Source organism: Streptomyces sp. NPDC002588 (assembly GCF_040295925.1).
Taxonomy (GTDB): Bacteria; Actinomycetota; Actinomycetes; order Streptomycetales; family Streptomycetaceae; genus Streptomyces.
Map to the genome: position 1 here is coordinate 116,470 of NZ_JBEOWF010000001.1, position 25,284 is coordinate 141,753.

Consider the following 25,284-nt stretch of genomic DNA (forward strand, 5'->3'; position numbering starts at 1 on the left):
CGGGCTCGGCCGCCTCCACGCCGGCGTCAGAAGATCTTGCCGGGGTTGAGGATGCCCGCGGGGTCGAGTGCGTCCTTGACGGCGCGGTGCAGGGCGAGCACGGCGGGGGGAAGCTCGGCCAGGAGACCGGGCCGCTTGAGGAGGCCGACGCCGTGCTCGCCGGTGACCGTGCCGCCGAGTGCGAGGGCGTCGGCGATGATGTCGTCGAACGCGGCCTGGGCCCGCACCCGCGCGGCCTCGTCGCCGGGTTCGGTGATGATCAGCGGGTGGAGGTTGCCGTCGCCGGCGTGGGCGATGTTGGCGATGGTGATGCGGTGCCGTTCGGCGGTCCGCTCGATGCGTTGCAGCATCCTCGGCACCTGCCCCTTCGGCACGCAGACGTCCTCGGTCAGGACCGGGCCCAGCCGTTCGAGCGCCGGGTAGGCGAGCCGTCGCGCGGCGAACAGCGCCTCCGCCTCGGTCTCGTCGGTGGAGCAGGCGGCCCAGGTGGCGCCGGCCTCCTCGAAGCAGCGGAGCGTCCGCTCGGCCGCGGTCTGCCCGGCCGCGCCGGGCTCGTCGAGCCGGGCCAGCAGAATCACGTCGGCGTCGACGGACAGGCCCATGTTCTTCCAGGCGTCCACGGCCCGCAGACAGTGCCGGTCCACGAGTTCGAGCGCGGCCGGAGTGAGCCCCGCCGCCGCGGTGAGGCGCACCGCCCGGCCGGCGTCGACGATCGAGGAGAAGTACCCGGCGACCGTGACCGCGGGCGGCGGCAGGGGACGCAGCCGGACGGTGACCTCCGTGACGACGCCCAGAGTGCCTTCCGAGCCCACCACCAGGCCGACCAGGTCGTAGCCGGCGACGCCCTTGGCCGTCCGCCTGCCGAGCCGGACGAGCTCACCGGTCCCGGTCACCATCTCCACGGCGAGGACGTAGTCACGCGTGACTCCGTACTTCACACAGCACAGGCCGCCCGCGTTGGTGGCGACGTTGCCGCCGATCGTCGACCACGGCGAACTCGCCGGGTCCGGCGGATACCACAGGCCGTGTTCGGACGCCGCCGCGCGGAGATGGTCGTTGACCACGCCCGGCTGGACGACGGCGAGCCGCTCGAGCGGATCGATCTCCACGATCCGGTCCATCCGGTCCAGCGCGACCACCACACAGCCGTCGACCGCGTTGGCCCCGCCGGACAGACCGGTGCCGGCGCCCCGCGCGACGACGGGCACTCCGTGCCGGTGGCAGGCCCGGACGACCTCCCGCACCTCGTCGCTCGACTCCGCCCGGACGACGGCGAGCGGCGCGCCGACCGGGGCCCACTCGGCCTCGTCGTGACTGAGCCCCGAGACGACCTCGGGATCACGCAGGATCCGATGGCCGGGCACGTGCGCGGCGATGTCGCCCAGCACGTCGGTCTTCTCCGTGTTCACAGGTCCTCCCAGCGGCAACTGGAAAGAACGCTAGCCGAGCCGACGGCCATCGCCCCGCAACGGACAGAACCCGGACCGGCCGGTGGGAGCGGCCCGATCCGGTCCTGCTTCCCTTGGGGGCGAGCGTCGCGCGCTACCCGGTGCGGCCGTCGGAGCGCCGGCGGTGGAGGGTGAACGTCTCGAACACCGACAGGTCGCCGTTCGGCTTGTTCACGTTGTAGTAGGTCACGTGCATGCGGGTGGTGTCCCCGGCGTGCCGGCCGGGGCCGACGGTGAAGGAGGCGAAGCCATAGGGGTGTTCGATGTCCCGGACACCCGTCCAGACCGCCTCCTCCTTGGTGCAGGTGGAGGTGCGCTTGCCATTGGCTCCCGCGGTCGCCGACACCGAGGTGATCACCTTGGCGGTGCCGTCGGTGAAGAACTTCTGGTTCGTGGTGCCCGAGACGCCACCGCCGCCGAGGATCATGTGCACGGTGCCGAGGCCGGCACGAGCCCGCCGCCGTCACTTCTTCGCCGACCGGGCTCGCTCGGTGCCCGACGTGACGCTCCTTCAGCGGGCGGTCGACGGCCGGCCCGGCCTGGTCGCCCGGCTCGACGGCGTCACGGTGTCGGTGCCCGCCTTCGACTTCGCGGGCGAGCGGATCAACCGGATCTGGGCGGTGCAACGCGGGTGTCAGCTCTGCTCGCCGGTGGCGGGCCGCCCGGCCAGGCCCGCCGTCCACTTCTCCTCGATCCGGCCGACCTTCCACACCACGAGGGCCAACGCCCAGGTGGCGAAGAACAGGCCGACGATGACGTATCCGACGATGTTGAGGTCGAGGCCGGAGACCCGGTCCCAGAACGGGCCGTGCAGACCGGCCTTCTCGGCGATCAGGCCCAGCAGCTCTACCGTGCCGATGATCAGGGCGACGGCGACGGACAGACCCGTGACGGTGAGGTTGTAGTAGACCTTGCGGACCGGCTTGGAGAACGCCCAGCCGTAGGCGAAGTTCATGAACGAACCGTCGATCGTGTCCAGCAGGGACATGCCGGCCGCGAACAGGACGGGAAGGCACAGGATCGCGTACCAGGGCAGGCCGGAGGCGGCGCCCGAGCCGGCCAGGACGAGGAGCGCGACCTCGGTCGCGGTGTCGAAGCCGAGGCCGAAGAGCAGGCCCAGGGGGTACATCTGCCAGGGCCGGGTCACCGACCTCGTCAGGCGTCCGAGGATCCGGTTCATGAAGCCGCGCTTGTTCAGCTGTTCCTCGAGGGCGTCCTCGTCGAAGTGGCCGGACCGCATGGCGCGGAAGACCTTCCAGATACCGGCCATGATCACGATGTTGATGATCGCGATGAGGTAGAGGAACGTCCCGGACACGGTCGTGCCGATCCAGCCGGTGACGCCGTGCAGCGTCGAGTCGTCGTTCGCGACCGGTCCTGCCAGCGCCTTCACGCCCAGGGACAGCAGGAGGGAGAGGCCGAAGACGACGGACGAGTGGCCCAGGGAGAACCAGAATCCGACCGACAGCGGCCGCTGCCCCTCCTGCATCAGCTTGCGCGTGGTGTTGTCGATGGCGGCGATGTGGTCGGCGTCGAACGCGTGCCGCATGCCCAGCGTGTAGGCGGTGACGCCGATGCCGATGCCGAAGGTCTTCGTGCCGAGGCTGTAGTGCTCGGGGGCGACGATCACCACGAGCGTGAACCAGCCGATGACGTGCAACGCCAGGATGAAGGCGGCCATACCACCGAGGTTCGCCCACTCCTTGCGGGTCATCGAGGTACGGATGCGCTGCCGAGGAGCCGTGGTCATGTGGGGGGCGGGCCTTACCTGTCGACGGACGGCCGTCTTCAGCCGCACACCCCATGTTTCTGCACATTGATTGCAAGTAAAAGAATGAGGCGGCAAAGTCCGTGCAAGATTTCAGTCAGCCAGGCGTTCGCGGACCCAGCCCGCCGCCTGCTCCGGGCCGGCCACGACGGGGACACCCTCGGGCACCGGGGGCCGGCGGACCACGACCACGGGCAGCCCGGCCTCCCGGGCGGCCGTCAGCTTCGGCGCGGTGGCCGCTCCCCCGCTGTCCTTCGTCACGACGACGTCGACGCGGTGGCGGCGCAGCAGTTCACGTTCCCCGCCCAGCGTGAACGGGCCGCGGTCGAGGAGCACTTCCATGCGGGACGGGTGCGGGGGCTCCGGCGCGTCGACGGACCGGACGAGGAACCACAGGTCGTCCGGCAGATCCGCGAAGGCGGCCAGGCTCGTCCGCCCCGTGGTGAGGAACACACGCCGGCCGAGACCGGGGAGCAGCGCGGCCGCCTCCGCCGGCGAGCCCGCCTCGTGCCAGCGGTCGCCCTCGACCGGGGACCAGCCGGGGCGGCGCAGGGCGAGCAGGGGCACATCCGTGGCGGCGGCGGCCCGCGCCGCGTGGAAGCCGATCGTCCCCGCGAAGGGATGGGTGGCGTCGACGAGCGCGTCGACCCGGTGCTCGCGCAGCCACGCCGTCAGCCCGTCGGCCCCGCCGAAGCCGCCGATCCGGACCTCGCCCGGGGGCAGCCGGGGAGCGGCCACTCGCCCGGCGAGCGAACTGGTCAGCTCCAGGCCGGGCGTGCCGTGCAGCAGTTCGGCGAGCCGGCGGGCCTCCGCGGTGCCGCCGAGGATCAGTACGCGCATGGGAGTCGGGGTCCGTTCGTGGTGAACCGGTTGCGCCATCGGGGTGAGTAAAACAGGCCTGCCGACAAAGTCACAGCTCCACCTTGAAAGTCTTTTGCCTTGGCAAAGGACTGTCGTGTCATCGCGGCTTTCCCTCGCACAGTGTGTTCAACCCTCAACTTTATTGGAGGAGTCGGACGTTGAGTTACGGCAACAAGCTGCGGGAGCAGATCGCCCGTCCCGGGACGACCCCGCTGATCGGCGTGTTCGACATGTACTCGGCCTCGATCGCCGCCGAGCACTACGACGGGATGTTCGTCTCCGGTTTCGGCTTCGCGGCCTCTCACTACGGGCTGCCGGACATCGGTTTCATCGCCTGGCCGGACATGGTGGCGTTCGCCCAGCGGCTGCGGGGCGCGTTCCCACGGCACCACCTGCTGGTGGACATCGACGACGGCTACGTCGACCCGGAGGTCGCCTGCCATGTGGTCGAGGGCCTGGAGCGGATCGGGGCCTCGGGCGTCATCCTGGAGGACCAGAAACGGCCGCGCCGCTGCGGCCATGCCGACGGCAAGCAGGTGCTGCCGCTGGAGGAGTACCTCGCCAAGCTGGACATGGTGCTGCGTACCCGGCGCGACCTGGTCGTCGTGGCCCGCACCGACGCCACCGACGAGGAGGACATCCTGCACCGCGCCGGGACGCTGGCCGCCACCGACGCGGACGTGGTCCTCGTCGACGGCGTACGCAGCGTCGAGTGGATCCGCCGCATCCGCTCCGTCGTCGGCGACAAGCCGCTGCTGTTCAACCAGATCGCCGGCGGCAAGTCCCCCCGGCTGTCGCTGAGCGAACTGACCGGCCTCGGCGTCGACGTGGCGATCTACAGCACCCCGTGCCTGTTCGCGGCGCACCGGGCGATGGACTCCGCACTGACCGACCTCAAACAGGCCGACGGCCGCCTGCCCGAGGTCGACGCGGACGCCGGGGTGGGGGTGCGCGCGGCGACCGCGCTGCTTGAACGCAACATCGCGCGCCTGCGCGCCGATCCCGAGCGGGTGGGCGTGTGAGGCACCGTCCTCCGCTGCTGCGCAGGACGGTGGACAGCGACCACGACGGCAGCGCCGTCGACATGACGGAGGCGCTCGTCGGCGGGGCGGACTCACGCGAGAAGGACTGAGCCGAGGTCCGGACGAGGATCACACGAGGACTGTGCCGGAGCACCGGACATGGACGTCCGCTGGTCCGGCACCGCTCGTACGGACACGGCGGCCGGCCGTCGGTCCGCGCGGAGGTCCCGCCGCGTCCCACTCACACCTGCCCGCGGTTCCCCACCGGCGTTCTTCCGTACGCGGATTCGAACGGGCGGACATGTCTTCGGGCGGAGCGGGCAGGAGACGCTCGTCCTGCACTCCAGCCAAGGCGGCACCGTGACGTCCTCCGTGAACGCCCGCGAAGCAACTGCCCTCACCCCGGAAGCAGAGGAAGCGACGGAAGCGACGCATGCAGCCGATGCGTCCGGGGGCTGTGTGACCGCTCTGCCGTGGATCGAGGACGGGAACAAGGTCGCGCCCACGGACGCGCGCAGGTTGTCCAGGCTGTTCCTGGACCGGCTGAAGGTCCTGGAGGAGGGCACACCCGAGTACCAGTACGCCCGCAACACGCTGATCGAGATGAACCTGTCCCTCGTGGTCTTCGCGGCCCGCCGGTTCCGCAACCGGGGCAGCGGCGAGATGGAGGACGTCATCCAGGTCGGCACGATCGGGCTGATCAAGGCCATCGACCGGTTCGACCTGTCCCGCGAGGTCGAGTTCACCTCGTTCGCGATCCCCTACATCGTCGGCGAGATCAAGCGGTTCTTCCGCGACACCACCTGGGCGGTGCACGTACCGAGGCGCCTGCAGGAACTGCGGGTCGTCCTCGCCAGGAGCCGGGAGACCCTCGCCACCACGCTGAACCGTCCGCCGACGGTGAAGGAACTCGCGGCGCATCTGGACCTCACCGAGGAAGAGGTCATCGAGGGCCTCGTGGCCGCGAACGGCTACACCGCCGGCTCCATCGACAACCCGGGCGGCGACGACGGTTCCGGCGACGACGGCCCCCGGTACACGGACACCCTGGGCGACGCCGACCCGGCCCTGGAGCTCGTCGAGGACCTGCACGCGCTCGGCCCGATGCTGCAGCGGCTCGACGAGCGGGAACGGACCATCCTCGAGATGCGCTTCGGCCAGGAGATGACCCAGGCGGACATCGGCCGCGAACTGAATCTTTCACAGATGCACATATCCCGCCTCCTCACCCGCACCCTCGGCAAGCTCCGCACCGGTCTCCTCGGCACATGAGGCCCCGCACTCCTGACGGGGACAGCGGTGTCACCCCAGGTAGGCGGGGGCGACGGCGGAGGTCATCAGTCTGCGGGCCGTACCGGTGCCGTCGGCGGGGACGGTCCACAGGTCCGATCCGTAGTCGCCGGGGAGCGCGTAGACCAGGGTGGAGTCGTCGGCCCACAGGGCCTGGTCGTCGATGTTGCGCCGCTCGGCGGTCGCCGTCTCCTTCATGGTGCGCAGGTCGAGGACGTACAGACGCCAAGGCGCGTCGGGCGAGGCGCCTTTGACGCGCTTCTTGTAGGCGAGCCGGGTGCCGTCGGGTGAGAGGGAGGGGCATTCGACGTTGCGGTGCAGGGTGGTGAGGGTGCGTGCGGTGACGTCGCCCCGGACGAGGTAGGTACGGCCGCCTGTCGCCAGCGTGGCGTAGAAGCGGGTGTCGTCGGCGAAGGTGACGCCCCAGATGTTGGTGTCCGCCGCGTGGTAGGGGCGGCCGTCCTTGACGACGTGGAAGGTCTCCAGGTTGTCGTCGATCGCCCAGGTGCGGGTGTCGACGATGGCGGTGCGGGTGGAGAAGTCGGTACCGGCGTAGGAGTCTCCGCTGACGAACACCGTCCAGGCCACCAGGTGCCCGGAGGGCGAGACCCGGGCCCGGGTGGGGATGCCCGCCGCCGGGAAGCGGTGCAGTTCGCGCAGGTGCGAGTCGAGGACGACCGCGCGGTAGGTGTCCTCCAGTGCGCCGTGCACGGCTTGCAGGCAGATGCCGGTGCCGGCCGCCGCGTGGAAGCGCAGACACTTGACGCCGGAGGCGGTGCGCGGGCCCTGCGGGTGGTCGGAGGGGACGGTGGCGATCTCGTCGCGGTGCGGGCCCCAGGCGAGGTTGCGCACCAGCAGGCGCCGGCCGCCGGTCGGCCGGAGCGAGACGGTACCGGTCCGCACGGTCGGCCCGTCGGCCTGCTGCCGGTCCCGCAGGCCCGCCCGGTGGGCTGCGTGCAGCACCGCACCGGTTCCGACGGTCCCCAGCAGCAGCACGGCGGCCAGCAGGAGCACGAGGCGGGTGGTTCTGGTCATGCGGGACACCTCACTGGTCATGCGCCACCTCGTCGGCGGGACGGAGGACGAACGAGGCGACGACGGCGCTGACGGCCAGCGCGACGGCGGTGACGGCGAGCGCGGTGTGGGCACCCCACAGGTTCCAGGCCGCGCCGAAGGCGAGCGAGCAGGCGAACCGTGCCAGCGCCTGCCCGGTGCCGACCAGCGCCTGCCCGGCCCCCTGGTGGCGCGCCGGGACGGCCCCCGCGGTGGCGGCCGCGAGGACCCCGTCGGTGGCGGCGTAGAAGGTGCCGTGCAGCACGAGGACGGCGATCACGGCCGGGACGCCGTGCGACGGGCTCAGCACCAGGCAGTAGCCGAGCAGCAGGACGCCGTGGCCGGCCAGGAAGAGCCGTCGGCGGCTGATGCGGTCGGCGAGCGCGCCGAGCGGGACGGCAAGGACCAGGAAGACGGCGGCGGTGCCCAGCGGCAGCAGCGGGAACAGGTGGGCGGGCAGCGCCTCTTCGCGCTGGAGCAGCAGGTACAGGAAGGAGTCGCTGACGGTGGTCAGGCCGAGCAGGGCCGCGCAAAGGGTGAGCCTGCGCAGGTACGGGCGGCGCAACAGCCCGAGGGCGTCCCGCAGCGTCGGCCGCTGCGTCGCGGGCGGCGGTACGGCCCCGGCGGGGGTGATGCGGCCGGGCACGAAGAGCACCAGCACCAGGACCCCGAGTAGGGCGACACATCCGCTGACCGCGAAGACCGCGTCGTAGCCGTCGACGGTGGCCCGCAGCACGGCGAAGGCGACGAGCGGGCCGAGCAGCGCGCCGGTGGTGTCCATGGCGCGGTGCACCCCGAACGCCCGCCCCCTGCGCCCGGGTTCGGTGGCGAGCGAGATCATCGCGTCGCGTGGAGCCGTACGCAGCCCTTTGCCGGTGCGGTCGACGGCGAGCACGGCACTGATCACCGGCAGGGTGTGCGCGAGGAGCAGCAGCGGCTTGCACAGCGCCGACAGGCCGTAGCCGAGACCCGCGACGACCTTGTGCCGGCGGCCTCCCCGGTCGGCGAGGTGTCCGCCGGCCAGCCGCACCAGCGCCCCGACGCCGTTGTTGATGCCGTCGAGCAGCCCGAACCCGAGCGGCGACAGGCCGAGACCCGCGACCACGTACAACGGCAGGACGGCGGTGACCATCTCCGAGGAGACGTCCGTGATCAGGCTGACCGCGCCCAGGGCCAGCACGGTGCCGGGCACGGCGGCCGGCCACCGCCCCGGACGGGAGTCCGGGACGACGGCGGCCTTGGTGCTGCGGGAGTCCGCGAGATACACCGGCGTCAGTTCCAGATGCCGGTGATGTCGGAGGCCGAGGCGGCATTGCCCGCGTGCGCGCTCAGACCGGCCAGGTCCTCCAGCGTGCGCAGCACGTTGTAGTGGTTGTAGGTGGTGGAGCTGGAGCTGCCGGGCGTGACGTGCTGCCCGTAGAAGAGGGTGGGGATGCGGTTGCCGGAGAGCTTGTTGTCCTCGTCGAAGGTGACGGCGAGGACGCTGTTGTGGGTCTTGGCCCAGGTGGCGTACGCGCCCAGGTTGTTCTTGATCCAGGTGTCGCCCGTGGAGACCGAGCAGTCGTGCATGTCACTGCACAGGTTCGGGGTGACGAAGGAGACCTTCGGCAGGGTCGTGTAGTCGGTGGGGAACTGCGCGAACGTCTTCGCGGTGCTCGTCGGCACGTTGGAGAAGCCGAACCACGGGTTGTGCTTCTGCGCGTAGTTGCCGCTGCTGCAGGTCGTCGAACCCTGGCTGGGCAGCGACTCGTTGTAGCTCGCCCACGTCTTCCCGGCGGCGATCAGCTCGGAGGCGAGGTTCGGCTGGCCGATGGAGCCGACGGTGACGCAACTGTCGTCGGTGCGGCCCTGGTTGGAGCCCGAGAACAGCATGTAGTAGTTCGGCTCGCTGGGGTGGGTGAGACCGTAGGACTGCGTGAGGCTCGCGCCGCCCGCCTTGAGGGTGTTGTTGAGGTAAGGGGCGCTGGAGCTGCCGATCACCTGCGAGTAGGCGTGGTTCTCCATCACCACGACCACCACGTGGTCGGGGGTGGGGAGCGTGGCGGCCTGCGCGGTGGTGGCCGTGGCGGCCCACACGCCCAGCGACGTGGCGGTGAGGGCGACGGCCCCGGCGAGGGCGGCGAGGGGGTGTCTGTTGCGCTTGGGAGCCTTGACGGCGGCCATGACTGTCCTCCGGACAGAAGCGACGGAAGTACGGGGAGCGGCGCCGCAACCCTAGAAGCCCCAGACCGGGCCTGTGTGAAGGACAGACGAACGGTGAACCCCGCTGGGCAAAGGTCCCCCCAGACAAAGGTAACGCACAGCAAAAGGCGCGGTCGGCGCTGTCCCGCCGGCGAGACCGCCACCATCCCGGTCAGGGGCCGATGTGCAGGTGGGAGGCCCAGAGGGAGGGACGGTCGGGCTCGCGGTCGCGGAGCCGGGCGACCGCGTGGTGCAGGGAGCCGGCCACCGTGACGTCGTCCTCCTGACTGGTCAGATGTTCGTAGAAGGCGCGCACCAGGTGGGTGTTGGCCTGGTCGGCGACCGGCCACAGACTGCCGACCAGGTGACTGAATCCGGCGAGCTGAAACGCCGTCAGCAGGTTCAGGGACTCGTCCGGGAGGTCGAGGCGGTTGCGGGCGGTGCCGCACGCGGACAGGAAGGCCAGGCCCGCCCGGCCGGTGCGGGCGGTCGCGATGTCGGTGAAGTGCAGCCGCCCGTCGTGCAGGACGAGGTGGCCCTCGTAGTGCCGGTGGGTGTCGTAGCCGGCATGACAGGCCACGTGGACGATGTCGTGGTCCGGCAGGGCCGTCGTCAGCCGCGCACGGGTGGCGGCGGGACCGCGGAGCACACGGGTGCCGGAGAACGAGCCGGCGACTTCGGCGGCCTCCTCGTCGGCGGCCGGGAGATCGGCGGCGCCGGGGGTGCGTGGCAGCGCCACGACCAGCGGACGGCTGTCCGGTCCCGGCCGCCAGGGGCGGGTGCGTCCGAGGGCGTGGACGGTGGGGGTGTAGGACGAGATCACCTGGTCGAAGGCGCTGCCCTCCTCCCTCCGCTCCGCCATGTGCAGCGGAAAGAGGGTGAGCGGGCCGGTGGGGCACCACCACAGACGGGGAAGGCCGGCGCCGGTGGGGTGGAGGTCGTCGCCGAGGGCTTCGAGGACGGGGCCCACGACGGCGTCCCAGAGGCCCGCCAGTCCGGTGCGGAGGGAGTACTCGCCCAGGCTCCGTCGGTCCGGGGAGACCGTGGGGTCGAGGGCGAGCTCGGTGCCGCCGAAGACGTCGCGGCCGAGCCGGCGCACCGCGTCGAAGGTGAGCCGGGGCAGCGGCAGGCGGCGGACGCGGTCCCGGGTGACGAGCAGCGCGTCGGAGCCGTAGCGGCCGAACATCGGAACGGCGACGGGACCGGCCCGGCAGGCGGCGAGGATCTCCTCGATGCGCGGCGGACTCAGGAAGTCCGCGAATCCGGGCACCCTTTTGATCTCCTCGATCAGCCGCCGCCGTTCGTCCGCCAGCCGGTGGCGCCGGTCGGCGTCCGGGGCGGACCGCAGCCGCTCCGGCAGTTCCTCCAGGCCGGTGGCGAGGTGCGGGGCCCGGGCGCGCAGCCGGTCCAGGTCGACCCGCACCGCCGCCACCTCCCCGTGCAGCACCCCGCGGCCCTGTTCCAGGAGTTCCAGCGCGCGGGCGGGAGCGCCGGCGGACAGGGCGCAGAAAGCGGCCAGCGTGGGCAGCGGCGCGTATGCGGGCAGCCGCCGCTCCCGGTCGCCTGCCTGCAACTGCCAGCCCGCGAGCTCCGGCAGCAGGCGTACGGCCAGGGCGAGGTCCTCGGCCGCGTTCGCCCAGTCCTCCAGGAGGATCTCCAGTTTGCCCGCGTACCAGGCGCTCTCCAGCCGTCGGTGGACGGTTCCCGTCTCAGCCCTGGCCACCTCGCGGAACAGGGCCGCCGCCTCGCGGGCGTCGGCCGTGTCGCCCTGGTCGACGAAGCGGTTGTTGAGTGTGACGCCGAGCAGGAAGCGGCAGGAGACCGCCCGGGCGGGGTCCCCCGCGGCGGCGGCTCCGTCCCGCAGGAGGCCGACGGCCTCGGCCAGCACCGCGGGGTCGCGGGTGCGGGCGTACTGCTCGGACAGGCTCTGGGCCAGGGCCTCCAGCGCCGCGCCCGCCGGGCGGTCCGCGACGCCCGTGTGGGCCTGCCGGGCGAGGCGGAGCGCCTCGGCGAGGTCGGCGTCGGGGTCGCGGCCGGAGCGGGGGTGCCGGGCGCGCTGTCTCAGCCAGCGGCTGAGGTTGGCGTGGACGGTCGTACGGAGTCCCGGGTCGACGCCCGGCGCGGTGCTGGCGGTGAGGGCGGCTCTGCCCAGGTCGATGATCTCGTCCAGCGCGGTCGCGTCCCCGCTGCCCCCGCTCTCCGGGTTCTCCCGGTTCTCCCGGTTCTCCGGGTTCTCCGGGTTCTCCGGGTTCTGCTCGTCGAGCCCGGACAGTGCCTCGAGGTCTACGGCGAGGTTGTTGAGCCGGCGGGCGCGGGCGGGATGGTCGGGTGGCAGCTCGTCGACCAGGGCACGGTTGAGGGCGACGGCCTCCCGCAGCGACTCCGAGTCACCGAAGTCGTCGTGGCGCAAGCGCAGCAGCCCGGCGAGGCTGGTCACCTCGTCGGGCCGGTGGGGGTGGCCTGGTGGCAGGGCGGCGAGCCCCTCGCGGGTCAGCTCGACGGCCTCGGCGAGTACCCCGGGCTCCCGGCCGAGCTCGTACGCATGGCGCAGGGCGTCGCGCAACCGGGCCAGGTGGTGGGCGTGTTCGGGGGTTCCGCGCGCGGACTCGGCCACCAGTCGGCGAGCCAGGGCGACGGCCGCCGCCAGGGCTTCCGAATCGGAGCGGCGCTCGTGCATCAGGAGCAGGGTGTGCACGGTGTTGCTGAGGCTGCGCAGCAGGTCCTGCCTCGTCTCGGCCATGACGATGCCCAGTTGCAGCACCGCGGCGGCGGCGAGCAGGGCGGTCCGGTCGTAGGGTCCCGCCCGCTCCAGCAGCAGGCCCGCGAAGTCGACCCAGGCGGCCACCTGAGGAGTGCCCGGTACGGTCGGCGGCGCGATCGACTCGGACACCGCCCTCGGCACGGACTCGGGCGCGGCGTCCCGGAGGGGAGCGAGGAGCGCCAGCGCGAGGGCCAGGTCCCGGTCGTGCAGCGGATCGTTTTCCGGGCCGGACAGAGCGCGGTTCCAGAACAGCAGGCCGGTGAGGTGCAGCAGACGCAGCCGGGGCTGCACATCGACACTGGACTCGCGGATGGCGGCGCGTACGCCTGTGTCGAGCAGCGCTGCCGCCTCCTGCTCGGCCTCGGCCTGGCACAGGACGCCGATGTCGCCGGTGGCCGAGTACGCCTGGATGCGGCGCGTGACGGGGTCGCCGTCCGCGCCCGCCGGCCCTCCGGGGGTCAGGCCCGGCGGCAACGGAACCACTCCTGCCTGCCGTCGTCCCACACGAGCGTGCGGCCCCGCAGCTCGGACCGGTCCATGGCGGTCAACTGCCGTACGGCTTCGGGAGGTACGGGGTCGGGGACGACAAGTTGGAGGTCTGTGTCGGGGTCGAGAATGCTGAGGTAGCCAGAGGCGGCGTGGGGTCCGGAGTCGGGTTCGGACTCGGGGTCGGGTTGGGGTTCGGGTTGGGGTTCGGGTTGGGGTTCGGGTTCGAGCGAGACGGTGACAGCCGGGTCGGGTTCGCTTCGTCCCGTCAGCCGGGCGCGCAGTCCGGTGTAGGCGTCGTCGGCGGATCTTCCGGCGACGGCCTGGACGAAGGGGACGATCATCGAGGTGGCGACTCCGCCGAGCACCAGCGAGACCCAGTCGGGCAGATCCCGCAGTACAGGGGAGCCGGACGGCGAGCGTCCGTGGCCGGCACCCGGGCCGTCGGCGATCGCGGCGGCGATCGCTTCGGTCGTCGCGGTGGCCGAAGAGGCGAAGGCCGCGCGGACGCGTTCGCCCCGGCCGTCCGGAGCGGAGACCTGCCAGTCGGCGTCCGCCTCGCTGTAGCGGACCAGGAGATCGTGGCTCTCGTCGGGGAACCGGCGGGGTTCGGCACACAGCCACAGCCAGCCCAGGCCACCGGTGCCGTCAGCGGCCTCGTCGTGATACACGTTCCGGCGTACGACGTTCAGGCCCTGCGCGCGCAGGGCCTCGGCCATGTCGCCGAGCCGCGTGTCCAAGGGGTGACGGCCGGTCTCTGCACTGTCGTCGAAGCCCGGCACGCCGTCCTCGCTCATGTCGGCATCACGTATCTCCTTGAGATCGGGGCCGGGGCCGCTCCCCGCGCAGCCCCGTTCACGCGCGGACTCCCCGACGGCCATCGGCGCGAACTGCCGTGCGGCGAGGACGAATCGGCTTTCCCACAGGGTCGCGTCGAGCACCCGGTCCACCCGCGGCCGGGGTATGTACGGGGCGGTGCCCCGGCTGTGCGGCGCGCGGGACACGCCGAGTTCGCCGTGCGGATCAGTGTCCGCGGCCGAGGGCGGTCCTTCCGGACGCCACGACGCCGGGATGCCGGGACCACCAGCAGCGCCCGGATCCGTCCGGCCCGCGTCCTGGCCAACTCCCCCATGCGAAGCCCCCCGTCGCTCGCGCCCTTCGCGCTTCACGGTAACTCGCGTGGCGTCGGAGAGCAGCGGCCGGACCGGTGTGCCGTCCCGGCCGGGCACCGTGTCGTCTCGCGGTCCTCCCGGGCGGGCACCCGGGGGCCGTCTGCAGCATGCCGTTCCCGCCCCGGCCCGGGGTGGTGCTCCCACGGATGCCCAGATGGAACAGGGTTCCAAACTTGTGCCAGGATGTGTGCATGGCCACCAGGACACGTCGTCCAGAGCGACGCGAGGAACCGCTCTCCCGCGGGCGCATCGTCCAGGCTGCCGTCGAGTTGCTCGACGCGGCCGGCGAGGGCGGGCTGACGTTTCGGGCGCTGAGCGAGCGCCTCGCCACCGGGCCCGGGGCGATCTATTGGCATGTGGCGAACAAGAGCGAACTGCTCGACGCCGCGACCGAAGCCGTCGTCGCGGCCGCGCTGGCCATGGAGCCCGCCGAGTCCCGGGACTCGCCGCAGGAGGAGATCCGCGCCGTCGCGCTCGGCCTGTTCGACGCGATCGACGAACACCCGTGGCTGGCCAAGCAGCTCGCCACGCAGCTCTCCCTAGGGCCCACCCGGTCGGTGACGCCGCGGATCTTCGAAAGCATCGGCCGACAGGTCCGCGCGCTGGGCGTGCCCGAGGCCGGCTGGTTCACGGCGACCTCCGCGTTGGTGCACTACGTCCTCGGCGCCGCCGGCCAGAACGCCGCGAACGCCGCGAACGCCGGCGCTCTCGGGCCCGATGTGGACCGCGCCGAGTTCCTCGACAGCGTGTCGACGGCATGGGAAGAGCTCGACCCCGACGACTACCCGTTCCTCAGAGCCGTCGCGCCCCGGATGCGCGAGCACGACGACCGGGAACAGTTCCTCGCAGGGATCGCTCTCATCCTCACCGGCATCACCGCGGCCCACCCGCCCACCACGTAGCAGCCTCGCCGGGGCACTCCGCCGACGATTCGGCCACGCCCGGCACTTGTGCCCGCCGATCTGCTCACGCCCCAATCAGCGGCGGAGGAGGGGGCGCAAGTCGGTGGGGCGTCGTGAGAGGCCGGTGGACCCTGAGGCGGGGCCGGTGCGGACCATGTCTGCGCCTTCACGCCGCAGCGCGGGGACCAACCTGCCGAACCGATGCGGGCTCAGCCCGGTGAACGGGGCCATCCACGGTGGCTCCGAAGCCGTGATCACAGCAGCCACGGAGATCGAATCGTGAGCGCATGCTGAGGAACCGTGAGCGGCTAGAGTGCGGCTGCGACGCGACAAGGGGGCACGGTGGCCAAGGTCAATATCAGTCTCGACGCCGAACTCGTGGTAGAAGTGATGGTCCTGGCGGGGATCGGCTCGCCCCAGGACGCGATCGAGGCGATCGTGCGGGACTACATCGCCCGCGGCCACCGCACGGAGGCCCGCACCGAGCTCAAGGACCAAAGTCTGCGCGAGCTCGACGCCAAGCCGCAGGAGCCGCAAGGCTGAGCCTCCTGCTCGGCCTGGTGGGTTCCTACAGCCCGCTCAGTCCGCGCCGGCGGACGGCACCTCGCTTCTGAGGAGAGGAGCGGGCGGGTCTGTCGCGGGTAGTTCCACGGTGATGCGGAGCCCGCCGGCGGAGCGCGGGGTGAGGGTGAGTGTGCCGTCGTGTGCCTGGGTGATGGTCTTGACGATCGCCAGGCCGAGGCCGACGCCTGCGTGGTCGGTGTGTATGCGCTTGGTGCCGCGCTGGAACGGTTCGGTGAGCGTCGACACCAGCTGCGGGGTGAGCCGCTCGCCGGTGTTCTCGACAGTGAGCACCACGCTGTCGGGGCGGACGCCGGTATTCACGTACACGATGCCCTGTTCGGGCAGATTGTGGACGATCGCGTTCTGCACGAGGTTCGTGGTCAGCTGCAGCAGGAGTGCGTGCGATCCGCTCGTGGGGGTGATGTCGCCGCAGGTCTCGATGGTGACGCCTCGCTTTTCCGCGAGGGGCAGAAGCGTTTCGGTGGCCTCTTCCGCCACGAGGGACAGATCGACGCGTTCTCGGGTGAAGGACCGCTGCTCAGCACGGCTGAGCAGGAGCAGCGCCTCAGTGAGGTCGATCGCCCGGGTGTTGACGGCGTGGAGGCGGTCGATGACTTCGCCGGTGTCGTGGTCCGGATCGGTGCGGGCCACCTCGAGAAGTGCCTTCGAGACCGCCAGTGGGGTGCGCAACTCGTGCGAGGCGTTGGCTGCGAATCTCCGCTGTTCGGCGACGTGTGCTTCGAGCCGTGCCAGCATCGTGTCGAAGGCGTCGGCGAGTTCGCGGAACTCGTCTTTGCGGCCCGGCAGCCGGACGCGGTGGGAGAGGGAGCCGTTCGAGGCCGTGCGTGTGGCGTCCGTGATCCGGGTCAGCGGGGCGAGCATCCGGCCGGCGAGGATCCACCCTCCCACGAGGCCGAACACCAGCAGGAACGCAAGTACCGCGGTCGCCCTCGGCGCGAAAACGTCCAGGAGGCCGGACCGGATGGGGAAAACACCATTCGTGTGGTCTTCGCGGTTGATGAGCGTGGCACGGTCGGGGACGTAACGCAGGAGGAAGACCCACACCGCCGCGAGTAGCAGGACGCCTGCGACCATGAGGAATCCGGCGTAGCTGAGGGTGAGTTTGAGGCGAACGCTCACCCCGGGTGCCCTATCCATGCCCGCCTCCCTCGTGTCCGGCCTCCGGTCGCGTGTCGATGCGGTAGCCGATGCCTGGCACGGTGGCGATGATCCAGGGTTCTCCGAGACGTTTGCGCAGTGCCGAGACGGTGATGCGTACGGCGTTGGTGAACGGGTCGGCGTTCTCGTCCCACGCGCGTTCCAGCAGTTCCTCGGCGCTGACGACACCGCCTTCGGCAGCGACGAGGACTTCGAGCACGGCGAACTGTTTCCTGGTCAGCGCGACGTAGCGGCCGTCCCGGTAGACCTCTCTGCGGAACGGGTCCAGCCGCAGGCCTGCGATCTCCCGCACAGGTGGCCTGTTGTGGGCACGTCTGCGGTCGAGTGCCCTGAGCCTGAGCGTGAGTTCCTGGAGTTCGAAGGGTTTCGTGAGGTAGTCGTCGGCGCCGAGTTCGAACCCGGAGGCCTTGTCGTCGAGACGGTCGGCTGCGGTGAGCATGAGGATCGGCATGCCGCTGCCGGAGGCGACGATGCGTTTGGCGATCTCGTCACCGGACGGTCCGGGGATGTCGCGGTCGAGGACGGCGATGTCGTAGGCGTTGATGTCCAGCAAGTCCAGAGCGGTGTCGCCGTCACCTGCGATGTCGGCCGCGATTGCTTCCAGGCGCAGGCCGTCGCGGATGGCTTCTGCCAGATAGGGCTCGTCCTCGACAATCAACACACGCATGCTCCGAGGCTACGAGCCGGCGCATATCGTCGGCATATCGAAAACCGCATACGGGCCGGCAACACCGTGCTGCCTTGACTGGCGGTATGACTCGAACCCCACCGTCAGCACGAACACCGACCCCCTCGATCCAGGTCCGCTCAAGGCCCTCCGCCGGGCGGCAACGGCTGCCGCGGACGGCGGAGTCGAGTCCCGCGTGCCGGGGGACGCCGTCGGCGTCGGGCACCCCGATGCGACGGCGTGGCCGTCCCAGCATGGTGGCGAGTACGGGCTGTGCCAGATCCGCAGGACCGAACCCTGACACCACGACCCGCGCAGCAGTGCGGTCGATCGTGGTTTGCCCGCGTAGGTGTGCCGACCCCGACCAGGACCCGAGGATGCAGCAGTGACCGGCAGCGAGCGAGGACAGACGATGGCGCAGGTGGACACGCCGGAGGCCGGACAGGGCGCCGTCGGCCGCCGGGACTCCGGCGCCGGGACCTGGCGCGCGGGCATCCGCCGGGCGATCCGCGTCGGCTCCCGGCCGGGGCCCTGGAAGCGCGGCCCGGTGCTCGCCGCACTGGCGCTGCTGCTCGGGCTGTTCATGCTGCTGCACGCGAAGATCCCGAACCGGATCGGGGGCCTCGGCAGCCTGGCGGAGACCTTCCTGCCGTGGTTCGGCCTGTTCGTCCCGGTGCTGCTGGCCGGCGCGCTGTGGCGCCGCTCCGCCTCCGCGATGGTCGCGTTACTGCTGCCGGTCGTGGTGTGGCTGAACCTCTTCGGCGGGCTGCTCGGCGACAAGTCCCACGCAGGCGGCGACCTCACCGTGGCCGAGCAGAACGTCAACGCCGACAACCCCGACCCGGTCGGCACCGCCCGCGACCTGGCCGCCTCCGGTGCGGACGTGCTGGCCTTGGTGGAGCTGACCCCGCGGGCCACGGGCACGTACGAAAGGGAGCTGGCGAAGACGTACCCCTACCACACGGTGCAGGGCACGGTCGGGCTGTGGAGCAGGCTGCCGCTGTCGGACACCCGGCCGATCGACATCATGGACTACGGGCCGCTGGCGGACACCGTGCCGGTCGACAAGAAGATGGCCTCGAACCGGGCGCTGCGCACCACGGTGGCCACGGACCACGGGCCGTTGACGGTGTATGTGGCCCACCTGGGTTCCGTGCGGGTGAATCCCGAGGCGGGCTTCTGGACGGCCTCACGGGACATAGGGGTGCGGGTGCTGGACAAGGCCGTCGCCACCGGTCCGCGTGGCCGGGTGGTGCTGCTCGGCGACCTGAACGGCACATTGGACGACCGCGCGTTCGCCGGCATCACCTCACAGTTGCGCTCGGCCCAGGACGCGGCCGGGGACGGCTTCGGCTTCACCTGGCCGGCGAAGTTCCCGGTGGCGCGGATCGACCAGATCCTGGTCCGCGGCGTGGAGCCGGACAGCTCATGGGTGCTCCCGGCCACCGGCAGCGACCATCTGCCGGTGGCGGCCGCAATCAGCTGGTGAACACGTGAACACCCAAGGGCCGGCGCTCCACCTGCTGCGGATGGCACTTGTCCGCGTCGACACGCTGATGATCCGGGAGTACGCCGTCATGTGGCTCGCCGCAACGCCACGAGCCTTTACGTTCACACGCGTGACCCGGGCCACGGTGGGCACCGATACTGCCAGGAGCGGCCTTCCGGAACCGACCGTCCCCCCTGCGACCCCGTCTGACGATCCGTCATCAACGTGAGCATCAAGTCAACATCAGTACCGTCACGGACCGCTTGCGACCGCCGCCGGCCGCCAAGATCGTCAACTGGCCCAACCCAGCCTGACCTGCAAAAATGGAGATCAGAGGCTCATCCACTAGTCTCACCGGGAGGTACCCGTGAAGATGTTGATCAATGTTGCGGAAAACGTGGTCGCCGACGCGTTGCGCGGGATGGCCGCCGCTCATCCCGAGCTGACCGTCGACGTCGAGAACCGGGTGATCGTGCGGCGGGACGCTCCGGTGGCCGGAAGGGTGGGCCTGGTGTCCGGCGGCGGGTCGGGGCACGAGCCGCTGCACGGGGGATTCGTCGGGCCGGGCATGCTCTCCGCGGCCTGTCCGGGCGAGGTGTTCACCTCCCCCGTTCCCGACCAGATGCTGCGGGCCGCCGCCGCCGTGAACAGCGGGGCCGGGGTGCTGTTCATCGTGAAGAACTACACCGGTGACGTGCTCAACTTCGACATGGCGGCCGAGCTCGCCGAGGACGAGGGCATCCGGATCGCCAAAGTGCTGGTCAATGACGACGTGGCCGTCACCGACAGTCTCTACACGGCCGGGCGGCGCGGTACGGGCGCCACGCTGTTCGTGGAGAAGATCGCGGGTGCCGCCGCCGACGAGGGACAGCCGCTGGAGCGGGTCGAGTCGCTGGCCCGGCAGGTGAACGAGAACTCCCGCACCTTCGGCGTCGCGCTCAGTGCGTGCACCACGCCCGCCAAGGGCAGCCCCACCTTCGACCTGCCGCCCGGCGAGCTGGAGCTCGGCATCGGCATCCACGGCGAGCCGGGCCGGGAACGGCGGGCGATGATGACGTCCGGCGAGATCGCCGACTTCGCCGTCCAGGCCATCCTGGATGACATGTCACCGCGCAATCCGGTGCTCGTCCTCGTCAACGGCATGGGAGCGACCCCGCTGCTGGAGCTGTACGGCTTCAACGCCGAGGTGCAGCGGGTACTGACCCAGCGCGGGGTGGCCGTCGCCCGGACGCTCGTGGGCAACTACGTGACCTCCCTCGACATGGCCGGCGCCTCGGTCACCCTGTGCCAGGTCGACGAGGAACTGCTGCGTCTGTGGGACGCTCCGGTGAAGACGCCGGGGCTGCGCTGGGGTGTCTGAGGCGGCCCCGTACCGACCACGCAAGGAGATCCAGTGCTCGACGCCGAGTTCTTCCGCCGTTGGATGACGGCGACCGCCGCGTCCGTCGACCGCGAGGCGGAGCGGCTGACGGCCCTCGACTCGCCCATCGGGGACGCCGACCACGGCAGCAACCTCCAGCGCGGGTTCAAGGCGGTGACCGCCGCGCTGGAGAAGGAGGGACCGCAGACACCGGGTGCCGTCCTCGTCCTCGCCGGCCGCCAGCTCATCTCGACCGTCGGCGGGGCCTCGGGACCGCTCTACGGCACTCTGCTGCGCCGTACCGGCAAGGCGCTCGGGGACGCGGCCGAGGTGAGCGAGGAGCAGTTCGCCGAGGCGCTGCGCGCGGGTGTGGACGCCGTGATGCAGCTCGGCGGTGCCGCGCCGGGCGACAAGACGATGATCGACGCGCTGGTTCCGGCCCTCGACGCGCTCGACGGCGGTTTCGACGCCGCCCGCGTCGCCGCCGAGCAGGGTGCCGAGGCGACCATTCCCCTGCAGGCGCGCAAGGGGCGGGCCAGCTACCTCGGGGAGCGGAGCATCGGGCACCAGGATCCGGGGGCCACGTCCTCGGCCCTGCTGATCGCGGGGCTCCTGGAGGCCCGCGGAGCCGACGGGAAGTGAGACGAAGGTGAGCGACGAGAAGCTGGTCGGGATCGTGCTGGTGTCCCACAGCGCGGCCGTGGCGACCGCCGTGGCCGAGCTGGCGCGCGGGCTCGCGGGCGGCGGCGCTGTCGTGCCGGTCGCCGCGGCGGGCGGTACCGAGGGCGGGGGTCTCGGCACCAGCGCCGAACTGGTCACCGCCGCTGCCGCCGCCGTGGACCGGGGTGCCGGAGTCGCCCTCCTGACCGATCTGGGCAGCGCCGTCCTCACGGTGAAGGCGCTGCTCGCCGAGGGTGACGAACTCCCGGACACCGCCCGTCTGGTGGACGCCCCGTTCGTGGAGGGAGCGGTGGCCGCGGTGGTCACGGCGGCGACCGGAGCCGACCTCGACGCGGTGGAGGCGGCGGCTGCGGAGGCGTACGGCTACCGGAAGGTGTGACGCCGGTTCCGTGCGTGGCAGGCCTGGTGCGCGGGAAGGGTCCGGCCCGGCACGGGGCAGGCCCGGTTCGGCGCGCGGAGAGGACTGGGCTCAGGTCAGTCCCTCCGAGACCACGGCGAGGGCCGCGTGGAGGGCCTCCGCCAGCTCGGCCCGTACCGCCGCCGGATCCGTCGCGGTGTCCGTGCCCCGCCACGCGTGCTGCTCCACGGCGGCACGCAGGGCCGCGTTGAACATGGCCGCCTGGATCGCCGGCCGCAGGCCGTCGGCCGGCAGTCCGGCGCGTTCCGCGCGTTCGGCGAGGGCGCGGGCGAACGCGGGCTCGGCCTCGTCGTAGGTCTGCAGCCAGACAGCGCGCAGGCCCGGTTCGGTGCGGGTCAGCCGGACGAGGGCGCCCACCGTGGTGGGCTCGGGGCCGACGACCAGGCGCTCGTCCGCCAGATTCCTGGCGAAGGTCTCACCGAGGGGGCGGCCCGGGCGCCACTCCCGCAGAGCGGCGGCGATCGCGTCGATACCTGCCGTCAGCAGCGGACGTACACAGCTCTCCTTGCTCGGGAAGTACCGCCAGACCGTCCGCGCGGACACCCCGACCGCCCGGCCGATCTGCTCGCCGGTGGTGGCGGCCACGCCCTGTTCCACGAAGAGGCCGACCGCGGCGCGGGCGATCTCCAGCCGGATCTGCGCCTTGCGCTCCTCGGTCAGGGGCGGCCGGCCCGTGCGTCCGTGGGTTGCGGTCATCCAGTCGGCCTCCGGTTCCGTCATCTCCGGCACGACAACACCGTGCGTCCGAGATTCTTCACCATTGATTTATGTCACTCGCAGACATTAAGTCGTAGGGTGGCGTCCGACATCGCGGGAACCGCACACTCGGGGAGCTGGGAGCACCACATGGCCACTGGGCTGGAAGGCCGTAGCGTCGTCGTCACCGGAGCGGGCTCGGGCATCGGGCGCGCCACGGCCATGGCCTTCGCCTCCGAGGGGGCACGGGTCCTGGTGGCCGACCTCAATCCGGACGGCGCGCAGGCCGTCGTCAAGGAGATCGAGGAGGCGGGGGGTACCGCCGTCGCCGTCACCGGCGACCTCAGCGAGCAGGCCGTCGTCGACGAGGTGGCCGCCACGGCGGTGGAGCGCTTCGGCGGCGTGGACGTGCTGGTCAACAATGCCGGGATCATGGACCGGATGTCGGCGCTGGCGGATGTCAGCGACGCGGAGTGGGAACGGGTCATCCGGGTCAACCTCACCGCACCCTTCCTCCTCACCCGCGCGGTGCTGCCGCACATGCTGGCCGCCGGCCGGGGAGCGATCGTCAACACCGCCTCCGAGGCGGGTCTGCGGGGGAGTGCGGCGGGCGCGGCGTACACCGCCTCGAAGCACGGGGTGGTCGGACTGACGAAGTCACTCGCGGTGATGTACCGGGGCAAGGGCATCCGGGCCAACGCGATCGCGCCGGGCGGCACGAAGACCGCGATCGTCGTGGAGGCCGACCAGGCGGCGCACGGCCCGGCCGCGCTCGGCCCGCACTTCGTCAACGTCGGCCGCCTCGCCGAGCCGGAGGAGCAGGCCGCCGCGATCGTGTTCCTCGCCTCGGACGCGGCGAGCAACATCAACGGCGTGGTCCTGCCTGTCGACGACGGCTGGTCGGCGGTCTGACACCCCGGACGCCGGACAGCACCGTACGCCACCGGGCTCCCCCTGTTCCTCTCCCGCCTCCCAGCCCTCCTCCCCCGCCTCGGCATCCGACGCCACCTGCTCCTCCTCCGCCTCCTCTGACTCCTCCGCCTCCCCAGCGGCCCCGGCTTCCTGTTCCTCCTGGTCCTCCTGGTCCTCCTGAGCCCCCTGGCTCTTGCCCGCCGCGGCTCCCTCGGACTCCGGCCTCTCGCCCGTCCGTGCCCCCGCGCCGTCGACGAACAGGCGGGCCAGCCGCTCCCCCTCCTGCGCCGCCGACGCGTGGCTCTCGATGGGGGTCGCACGGGAGTTCCGGAAGACGATGTACGTGACCCCGGAAGGTGCGCCGCCGCCTCCGGGGTCGGCGCGCATGCCGAGTTCCCTGGCGGTGGCGTACGACGCCTCGCCGATGATGTCGTACGGCCCGACGTCACCGACGACCGCGTACCGCACCAGGTCCCGGTAGACGACCGCCGCCACCGCGCCCCCGCGCACCCCGTGGTCCCGGTGGTTCCAGATGCCGCTCGCGTCGGGCACGACGATGTACGGCAGCGCCTCTGCGCTGAGGTAGCGGCCGTCGGACTGGGTGAAGGCCGTGGTGTCGGAGAACAGGGGGTCGGTGCGGCCGTTGCAGTTCGGGCCGGGGCGGCCGTCGCAGTCGATGTCCAGGTCGGCCGTCCAGTAGACCGCCTCCCGGGTGCCGCAGACCGGGACGGTGGCGGGTGCGCCGTCGTCGGTGCGGTAGCGGCCGCGGGAGACCGCGACGCAGCCCCGCACCCGGGCCAGCAGCTCGGCGGCGCGGACGGTGCCCTCCTGCCGTATCGCCGGTGCCCCGGGGCTGCCCTGGGTCTGCCGGGCGACGACGGAGGAGGCGGACGGGGCCAGCAGGACGAGGCCGGCCGCGGCCAGGGTCAGCGACTGGGCGCGCACGATGGGGGACCCTCTCGTGGGACGGTGACGGACACTCAGCCCAATGTGGTGCCGGTCGCGTTCGGGGGCCATTTCGAGGGGGCCGTACGGTGCAAGGCTTCTGACGGCCCGACAGGGCCCGGGGGCCGGCGCCGTGTCGGGCTCCGGCCCCCCGGCCACTGCGCCGGCGCGGGATCAGCGACGACAGCGGTCCGCGCCACCGGCCCGAACTCCACCACCCTCAGGGTGAGTTCGGCCGGGAGGAACTTCAGCATACGTAACTTTCCCGAGCGGTCGCGCAAGCGCCCATGCCCGCTCCGGCTCGCGGGCTTGCTGCGCTCGTACCCTCGCGCCATATTGGTCCGGACCATTGCCGTCACGCCGGGCCCCGGGAGGTGGAGCCGTGCGACGCGTACTGCTGTGCGGGTGGGTGCTGGCCGTCCTGTGCGGGTGCGCGGCCGGTGGGGACGACGAGGGGCGGACGCCCGGCGCGCCGACGGGCGTGACCGCGCACGCGGGGAGCGCGACCAGCGTGCACGTCATGTGGAACGCGGTCGCCGCGAGCCCCCGGGTCGGCGCGTACGAGATCTACCGGGGCACGGCCAGGGTCGGGGAGGTGCCCGGTTCCGCGCACATGCTGGACGTGGTCCGGCTCACGCCCGCCACCGCGTACGTCTTCACCGTGCGGGCCCGCGACACCGACGGGCGGCTCGGTCCGCCCAGCCGGGAGGTCCCGGCGGCCACCCCGGCGGCGGCCGCGGCGGACACCTCGGCCCCGACCCGGCCGGGCGCGGTGACCGGGCGCGCCGCCGGGAGCCGGGCGGTCCAGCTGTCCTGGTCGGCGTCCTCGGACGACCGGAAGGTGGTGTCGTACGACGTCTACCAGGGCGGGGCGAAGATCCACAGCGTCGGCGGCGCGCAGACGGCGACGGTGGTCACGGGGCTGCGGCCCGGCACCCGGTACTCCTTCACCGTCCGGGCGCGGGACGCGGCGGACAACCTCTCGCCGGCCGGTCCGCCCCTGCGCGTGCGGACCGCCTCCGGCGCGGCCGAGGGGCCGGACACCGCGCCCGCCGCGCTGCGGGCCACGACCCACCGCGCGGCCGACGGAGCGTTCTACATCGACCTGTCCTGGGTGGCACCGCGCGTGGACGGCACGGTGACGGAGTACGGCATCGAGCTGGACGGGCGGGCGGCGACCTCACTGGTGTGGGGCGGGACGCCGCCGCGAGGCCGGGCGGCATACAGCTTCTACGCGGGGACGGAGAAGGGGGTCGCGCACCGGGTGCGGCTGCGGGCGCGGCTGCCCGACGGGACGTGGGGCGCGTACTCGGCTCGGCGGACGGTGACCACGGGGGCGGGCGGCTGACACCTGGGGCCGTTGGGAGGAATCCGTCACCTGCCCGGCGGCCGTCCGGGTGCGCGGCGGTCCGGGGCCGCGTTGGCTGCG

22 protein-coding genes and 2 pseudogenes are annotated in these 25,284 nt (G+C 72.0%); 10 read left to right on the plus strand and 14 right to left on the minus strand.

Annotated elements, in window-relative coordinates:
• Positions 1 to 26: 26 nt before the first annotated feature.
• The 4 genes from ABT057_RS00510 to ABT057_RS00525 all read right to left on the minus strand — a co-directional run bounded on the left by ABT057_RS00510 (position 27) and on the right by ABT057_RS00525 (position 4,056).
• The gene (locus tag ABT057_RS00510; RefSeq protein ID WP_502973759.1) at positions 27 to 1,376 is read right to left on the minus strand and encodes an FAD-binding oxidoreductase; all 1,350 of its coding nucleotides are present in this window, start codon (positions 1,374 to 1,376) and stop codon (positions 27 to 29) included.
• Positions 1,377 to 1,542: 166 nt separating this feature from the next.
• On the minus strand, positions 1,543 to 1,881 hold the full coding sequence (locus ABT057_RS00515; RefSeq protein ID WP_352339935.1) for a hypothetical protein: 339 nt from the start codon (positions 1,879 to 1,881) through the stop codon (positions 1,543 to 1,545).
• Positions 1,882 to 2,082: 201 nt separating this feature from the next.
• Positions 2,083 to 3,198 carry a Nickel transporter NicT gene (gene nicT / locus ABT057_RS00520; RefSeq protein WP_352339937.1) on the minus strand — a complete coding sequence of 372 codons (1,116 nt, stop codon included), beginning with the start codon at positions 3,196 to 3,198 and terminating at the stop codon, positions 2,083 to 2,085.
• 111 nt (positions 3,199 to 3,309) lie between these two features.
• A complete protein-coding gene (locus tag ABT057_RS00525) occupies positions 3,310 to 4,056 on the minus strand; it encodes a cobalt-precorrin-6A reductase (protein ID WP_352339939.1) in 747 nt (248 codons plus the stop codon).
• Positions 4,057 to 4,235: 179 nt separating this feature from the next.
• Between ABT057_RS00525 and ABT057_RS00530 the strand changes: the two genes are divergently transcribed.
• Both ABT057_RS00530 and ABT057_RS00535 read left to right on the plus strand, forming a co-directional pair.
• The gene (locus ABT057_RS00530) at positions 4,236 to 5,099 is read left to right on the plus strand and encodes an isocitrate lyase/PEP mutase family protein (RefSeq protein WP_352339941.1); all 864 of its coding nucleotides are present in this window, start codon (positions 4,236 to 4,238) and stop codon (positions 5,097 to 5,099) included.
• Between the two features lie 459 nt (positions 5,100 to 5,558).
• Positions 5,559 to 6,371 carry a SigB/SigF/SigG family RNA polymerase sigma factor gene (locus ABT057_RS00535; protein ID WP_352339943.1) on the plus strand — a complete coding sequence of 271 codons (813 nt, stop codon included), beginning with the start codon at positions 5,559 to 5,561 and terminating at the stop codon, positions 6,369 to 6,371.
• Between the two features lie 30 nt (positions 6,372 to 6,401).
• Here ABT057_RS00535 and ABT057_RS00540 read toward each other — a convergent pair whose 3' ends face one another.
• From ABT057_RS00540 to ABT057_RS00560, 5 genes are all read right to left on the minus strand, one after another.
• The gene (locus ABT057_RS00540; protein WP_352339945.1) at positions 6,402 to 7,424 is read right to left on the minus strand and encodes a TolB family protein; all 1,023 of its coding nucleotides are present in this window, start codon (positions 7,422 to 7,424) and stop codon (positions 6,402 to 6,404) included.
• 10 nt (positions 7,425 to 7,434) lie between these two features.
• Complete coding sequence (locus tag ABT057_RS00545; RefSeq protein ID WP_352339947.1) at positions 7,435 to 8,709, minus strand: MFS transporter; 1,275 nt, start codon at positions 8,707 to 8,709, stop codon at positions 7,435 to 7,437.
• 5 nt (positions 8,710 to 8,714) lie between these two features.
• Entirely contained in the window at positions 8,715 to 9,605 is an 891-nt protein-coding gene (locus ABT057_RS00550; protein ID WP_352339949.1) for an alkaline phosphatase family protein, read from the minus strand.
• A 190-nt stretch (positions 9,606 to 9,795) separates the two neighbouring features.
• Positions 9,796 to 12,858: a CHAT domain-containing protein gene (locus tag ABT057_RS00555; RefSeq protein ID WP_352339951.1), complete on the minus strand. Its 3,063-nt coding sequence runs from the start codon at positions 12,856 to 12,858 to the stop codon at positions 9,796 to 9,798.
• Positions 12,843 to 13,874 (minus strand): hypothetical protein, encoded by a 1,032-nt coding sequence (locus ABT057_RS00560; RefSeq protein WP_352339953.1) that lies wholly within the window; start codon positions 13,872 to 13,874, stop codon positions 12,843 to 12,845. Before ABT057_RS00560 ends, ABT057_RS00555 begins: the two co-directional genes overlap by 16 nt.
• Positions 13,875 to 14,233: 359 nt before the next feature.
• Here ABT057_RS00560 and ABT057_RS00565 point away from each other — a divergent pair, with 359 nt between their 5' ends.
• Positions 14,234 to 14,944: a TetR/AcrR family transcriptional regulator gene (locus tag ABT057_RS00565; protein WP_352339955.1), complete on the plus strand. Its 711-nt coding sequence runs from the start codon at positions 14,234 to 14,236 to the stop codon at positions 14,942 to 14,944.
• A 141-nt stretch (positions 14,945 to 15,085) separates the two neighbouring features.
• Here the strand turns inward: ABT057_RS00565 and ABT057_RS00570 are convergent.
• A pseudogene (locus ABT057_RS00570) lies at positions 15,086 to 15,211 on the minus strand (IS5/IS1182 family transposase); the annotation flags it as partial.
• Between the two features lie 75 nt (positions 15,212 to 15,286).
• Here ABT057_RS00570 and ABT057_RS00575 point away from each other — a divergent pair.
• The gene (locus ABT057_RS00575) at positions 15,287 to 15,487 is read left to right on the plus strand and encodes a type II toxin-antitoxin system VapB family antitoxin (RefSeq protein ID WP_352339957.1); all 201 of its coding nucleotides are present in this window, start codon (positions 15,287 to 15,289) and stop codon (positions 15,485 to 15,487) included.
• 36 nt (positions 15,488 to 15,523) lie between these two features.
• Here the strand turns inward: ABT057_RS00575 and ABT057_RS00580 are convergent, their stop codons facing one another.
• Positions 15,524 to 16,666: a sensor histidine kinase gene (locus tag ABT057_RS00580; protein WP_352339959.1), complete on the minus strand. Its 1,143-nt coding sequence runs from the start codon at positions 16,664 to 16,666 to the stop codon at positions 15,524 to 15,526.
• Positions 16,659 to 17,354, minus strand: a complete 696-nt coding sequence (locus tag ABT057_RS00585) for a response regulator transcription factor (RefSeq protein WP_352339961.1) — start codon at positions 17,352 to 17,354, stop codon at positions 16,659 to 16,661. Before ABT057_RS00585 ends, ABT057_RS00580 begins: the two co-directional genes overlap by 8 nt.
• A 412-nt stretch (positions 17,355 to 17,766) precedes the next feature.
• On the opposite strand from ABT057_RS00585, the gene ABT057_RS00590 reads away from it, so the two are divergent.
• The 4 genes from ABT057_RS00590 (at position 17,767) to ABT057_RS00605 (ending at position 21,263) form a co-directional block, all read left to right on the plus strand.
• Positions 17,767 to 18,843 (plus strand): endonuclease/exonuclease/phosphatase family protein, encoded by a 1,077-nt coding sequence (locus ABT057_RS00590; protein ID WP_352340580.1) that lies wholly within the window; start codon positions 17,767 to 17,769, stop codon positions 18,841 to 18,843.
• A 367-nt stretch (positions 18,844 to 19,210) separates the two neighbouring features.
• Complete coding sequence (gene dhaK / locus ABT057_RS00595; RefSeq protein ID WP_352339963.1) at positions 19,211 to 20,203, plus strand: dihydroxyacetone kinase subunit DhaK; 993 nt, start codon at positions 19,211 to 19,213, stop codon at positions 20,201 to 20,203.
• A 33-nt stretch (positions 20,204 to 20,236) separates the two neighbouring features.
• Positions 20,237 to 20,845: a dihydroxyacetone kinase subunit DhaL gene (gene dhaL, locus ABT057_RS00600; protein ID WP_352339965.1), complete on the plus strand. Its 609-nt coding sequence runs from the start codon at positions 20,237 to 20,239 to the stop codon at positions 20,843 to 20,845.
• A gap of 7 nt (positions 20,846 to 20,852) precedes the next feature.
• Positions 20,853 to 21,263: a PTS-dependent dihydroxyacetone kinase phosphotransferase subunit DhaM gene (locus ABT057_RS00605; protein ID WP_352339967.1), complete on the plus strand. Its 411-nt coding sequence runs from the start codon at positions 20,853 to 20,855 to the stop codon at positions 21,261 to 21,263.
• Between the two features lie 90 nt (positions 21,264 to 21,353).
• On the opposite strand, the gene ABT057_RS00610 is transcribed toward ABT057_RS00605, so the two are convergent.
• Positions 21,354 to 21,998 (minus strand): TetR/AcrR family transcriptional regulator, encoded by a 645-nt coding sequence (locus ABT057_RS00610; protein ID WP_352340581.1) that lies wholly within the window; start codon positions 21,996 to 21,998, stop codon positions 21,354 to 21,356.
• Positions 21,999 to 22,148: 150 nt separating this feature from the next.
• On the opposite strand from ABT057_RS00610, the gene ABT057_RS00615 reads away from it, so the two are divergent.
• Positions 22,149 to 22,910: an SDR family NAD(P)-dependent oxidoreductase gene (locus tag ABT057_RS00615; protein ID WP_352339969.1), complete on the plus strand. Its 762-nt coding sequence runs from the start codon at positions 22,149 to 22,151 to the stop codon at positions 22,908 to 22,910.
• 345 nt (positions 22,911 to 23,255) lie between these two features.
• Here the strand turns inward: ABT057_RS00615 and ABT057_RS00620 are convergent.
• Positions 23,256 to 23,927: pseudogene (locus ABT057_RS00620) on the minus strand (glycoside hydrolase family 75 protein); the annotation flags it as partial.
• A 310-nt stretch (positions 23,928 to 24,237) separates the two neighbouring features.
• Here ABT057_RS00620 and ABT057_RS00625 point away from each other — a divergent pair.
• The gene (locus ABT057_RS00625; RefSeq protein WP_352339971.1) at positions 24,238 to 25,203 is read left to right on the plus strand and encodes a fibronectin type III domain-containing protein; all 966 of its coding nucleotides are present in this window, start codon (positions 24,238 to 24,240) and stop codon (positions 25,201 to 25,203) included.
• Positions 25,204 to 25,284 lie beyond the last annotated feature (81 nt).

Excerpts from the sequence above, each read along its gene's own strand:
- nicT (WP_352339937.1), bottom strand. The coding sequence starts at position 3,198 with ATGACCACGGCTCCTCGGCAGCGCATCCGTACCTCGATGACCCGCAAG.
- ABT057_RS00525 (WP_352339939.1), bottom strand. The coding sequence starts at position 4,056 with ATGCGCGTACTGATCCTCGGCGGCACCGCGGAGGCCCGCCGGCTCGCC.
- ABT057_RS00540 (WP_352339945.1), bottom strand. The coding sequence starts at position 7,424 with ATGACCAGAACCACCCGCCTCGTGCTCCTGCTGGCCGCCGTGCTGCTG.
- ABT057_RS00550 (WP_352339949.1), bottom strand. The coding sequence starts at position 9,605 with ATGGCCGCCGTCAAGGCTCCCAAGCGCAACAGACACCCCCTCGCCGCC.
- ABT057_RS00565 (WP_352339955.1), top strand. The coding sequence starts at position 14,234 with ATGGCCACCAGGACACGTCGTCCAGAGCGACGCGAGGAACCGCTCTCC.
- ABT057_RS00580 (WP_352339959.1), bottom strand. The coding sequence starts at position 16,666 with ATGGATAGGGCACCCGGGGTGAGCGTTCGCCTCAAACTCACCCTCAGC.
- ABT057_RS00585 (WP_352339961.1), bottom strand. The coding sequence starts at position 17,354 with ATGCGTGTGTTGATTGTCGAGGACGAGCCCTATCTGGCAGAAGCCATC.
- ABT057_RS00590 (WP_352340580.1), top strand. The coding sequence starts at position 17,767 with ATGGCGCAGGTGGACACGCCGGAGGCCGGACAGGGCGCCGTCGGCCGC.
- ABT057_RS00610 (WP_352340581.1), bottom strand. The coding sequence starts at position 21,998 with ATGACCGCAACCCACGGACGCACGGGCCGGCCGCCCCTGACCGAGGAG.
- ABT057_RS00615 (WP_352339969.1), top strand. The coding sequence starts at position 22,149 with ATGGCCACTGGGCTGGAAGGCCGTAGCGTCGTCGTCACCGGAGCGGGC.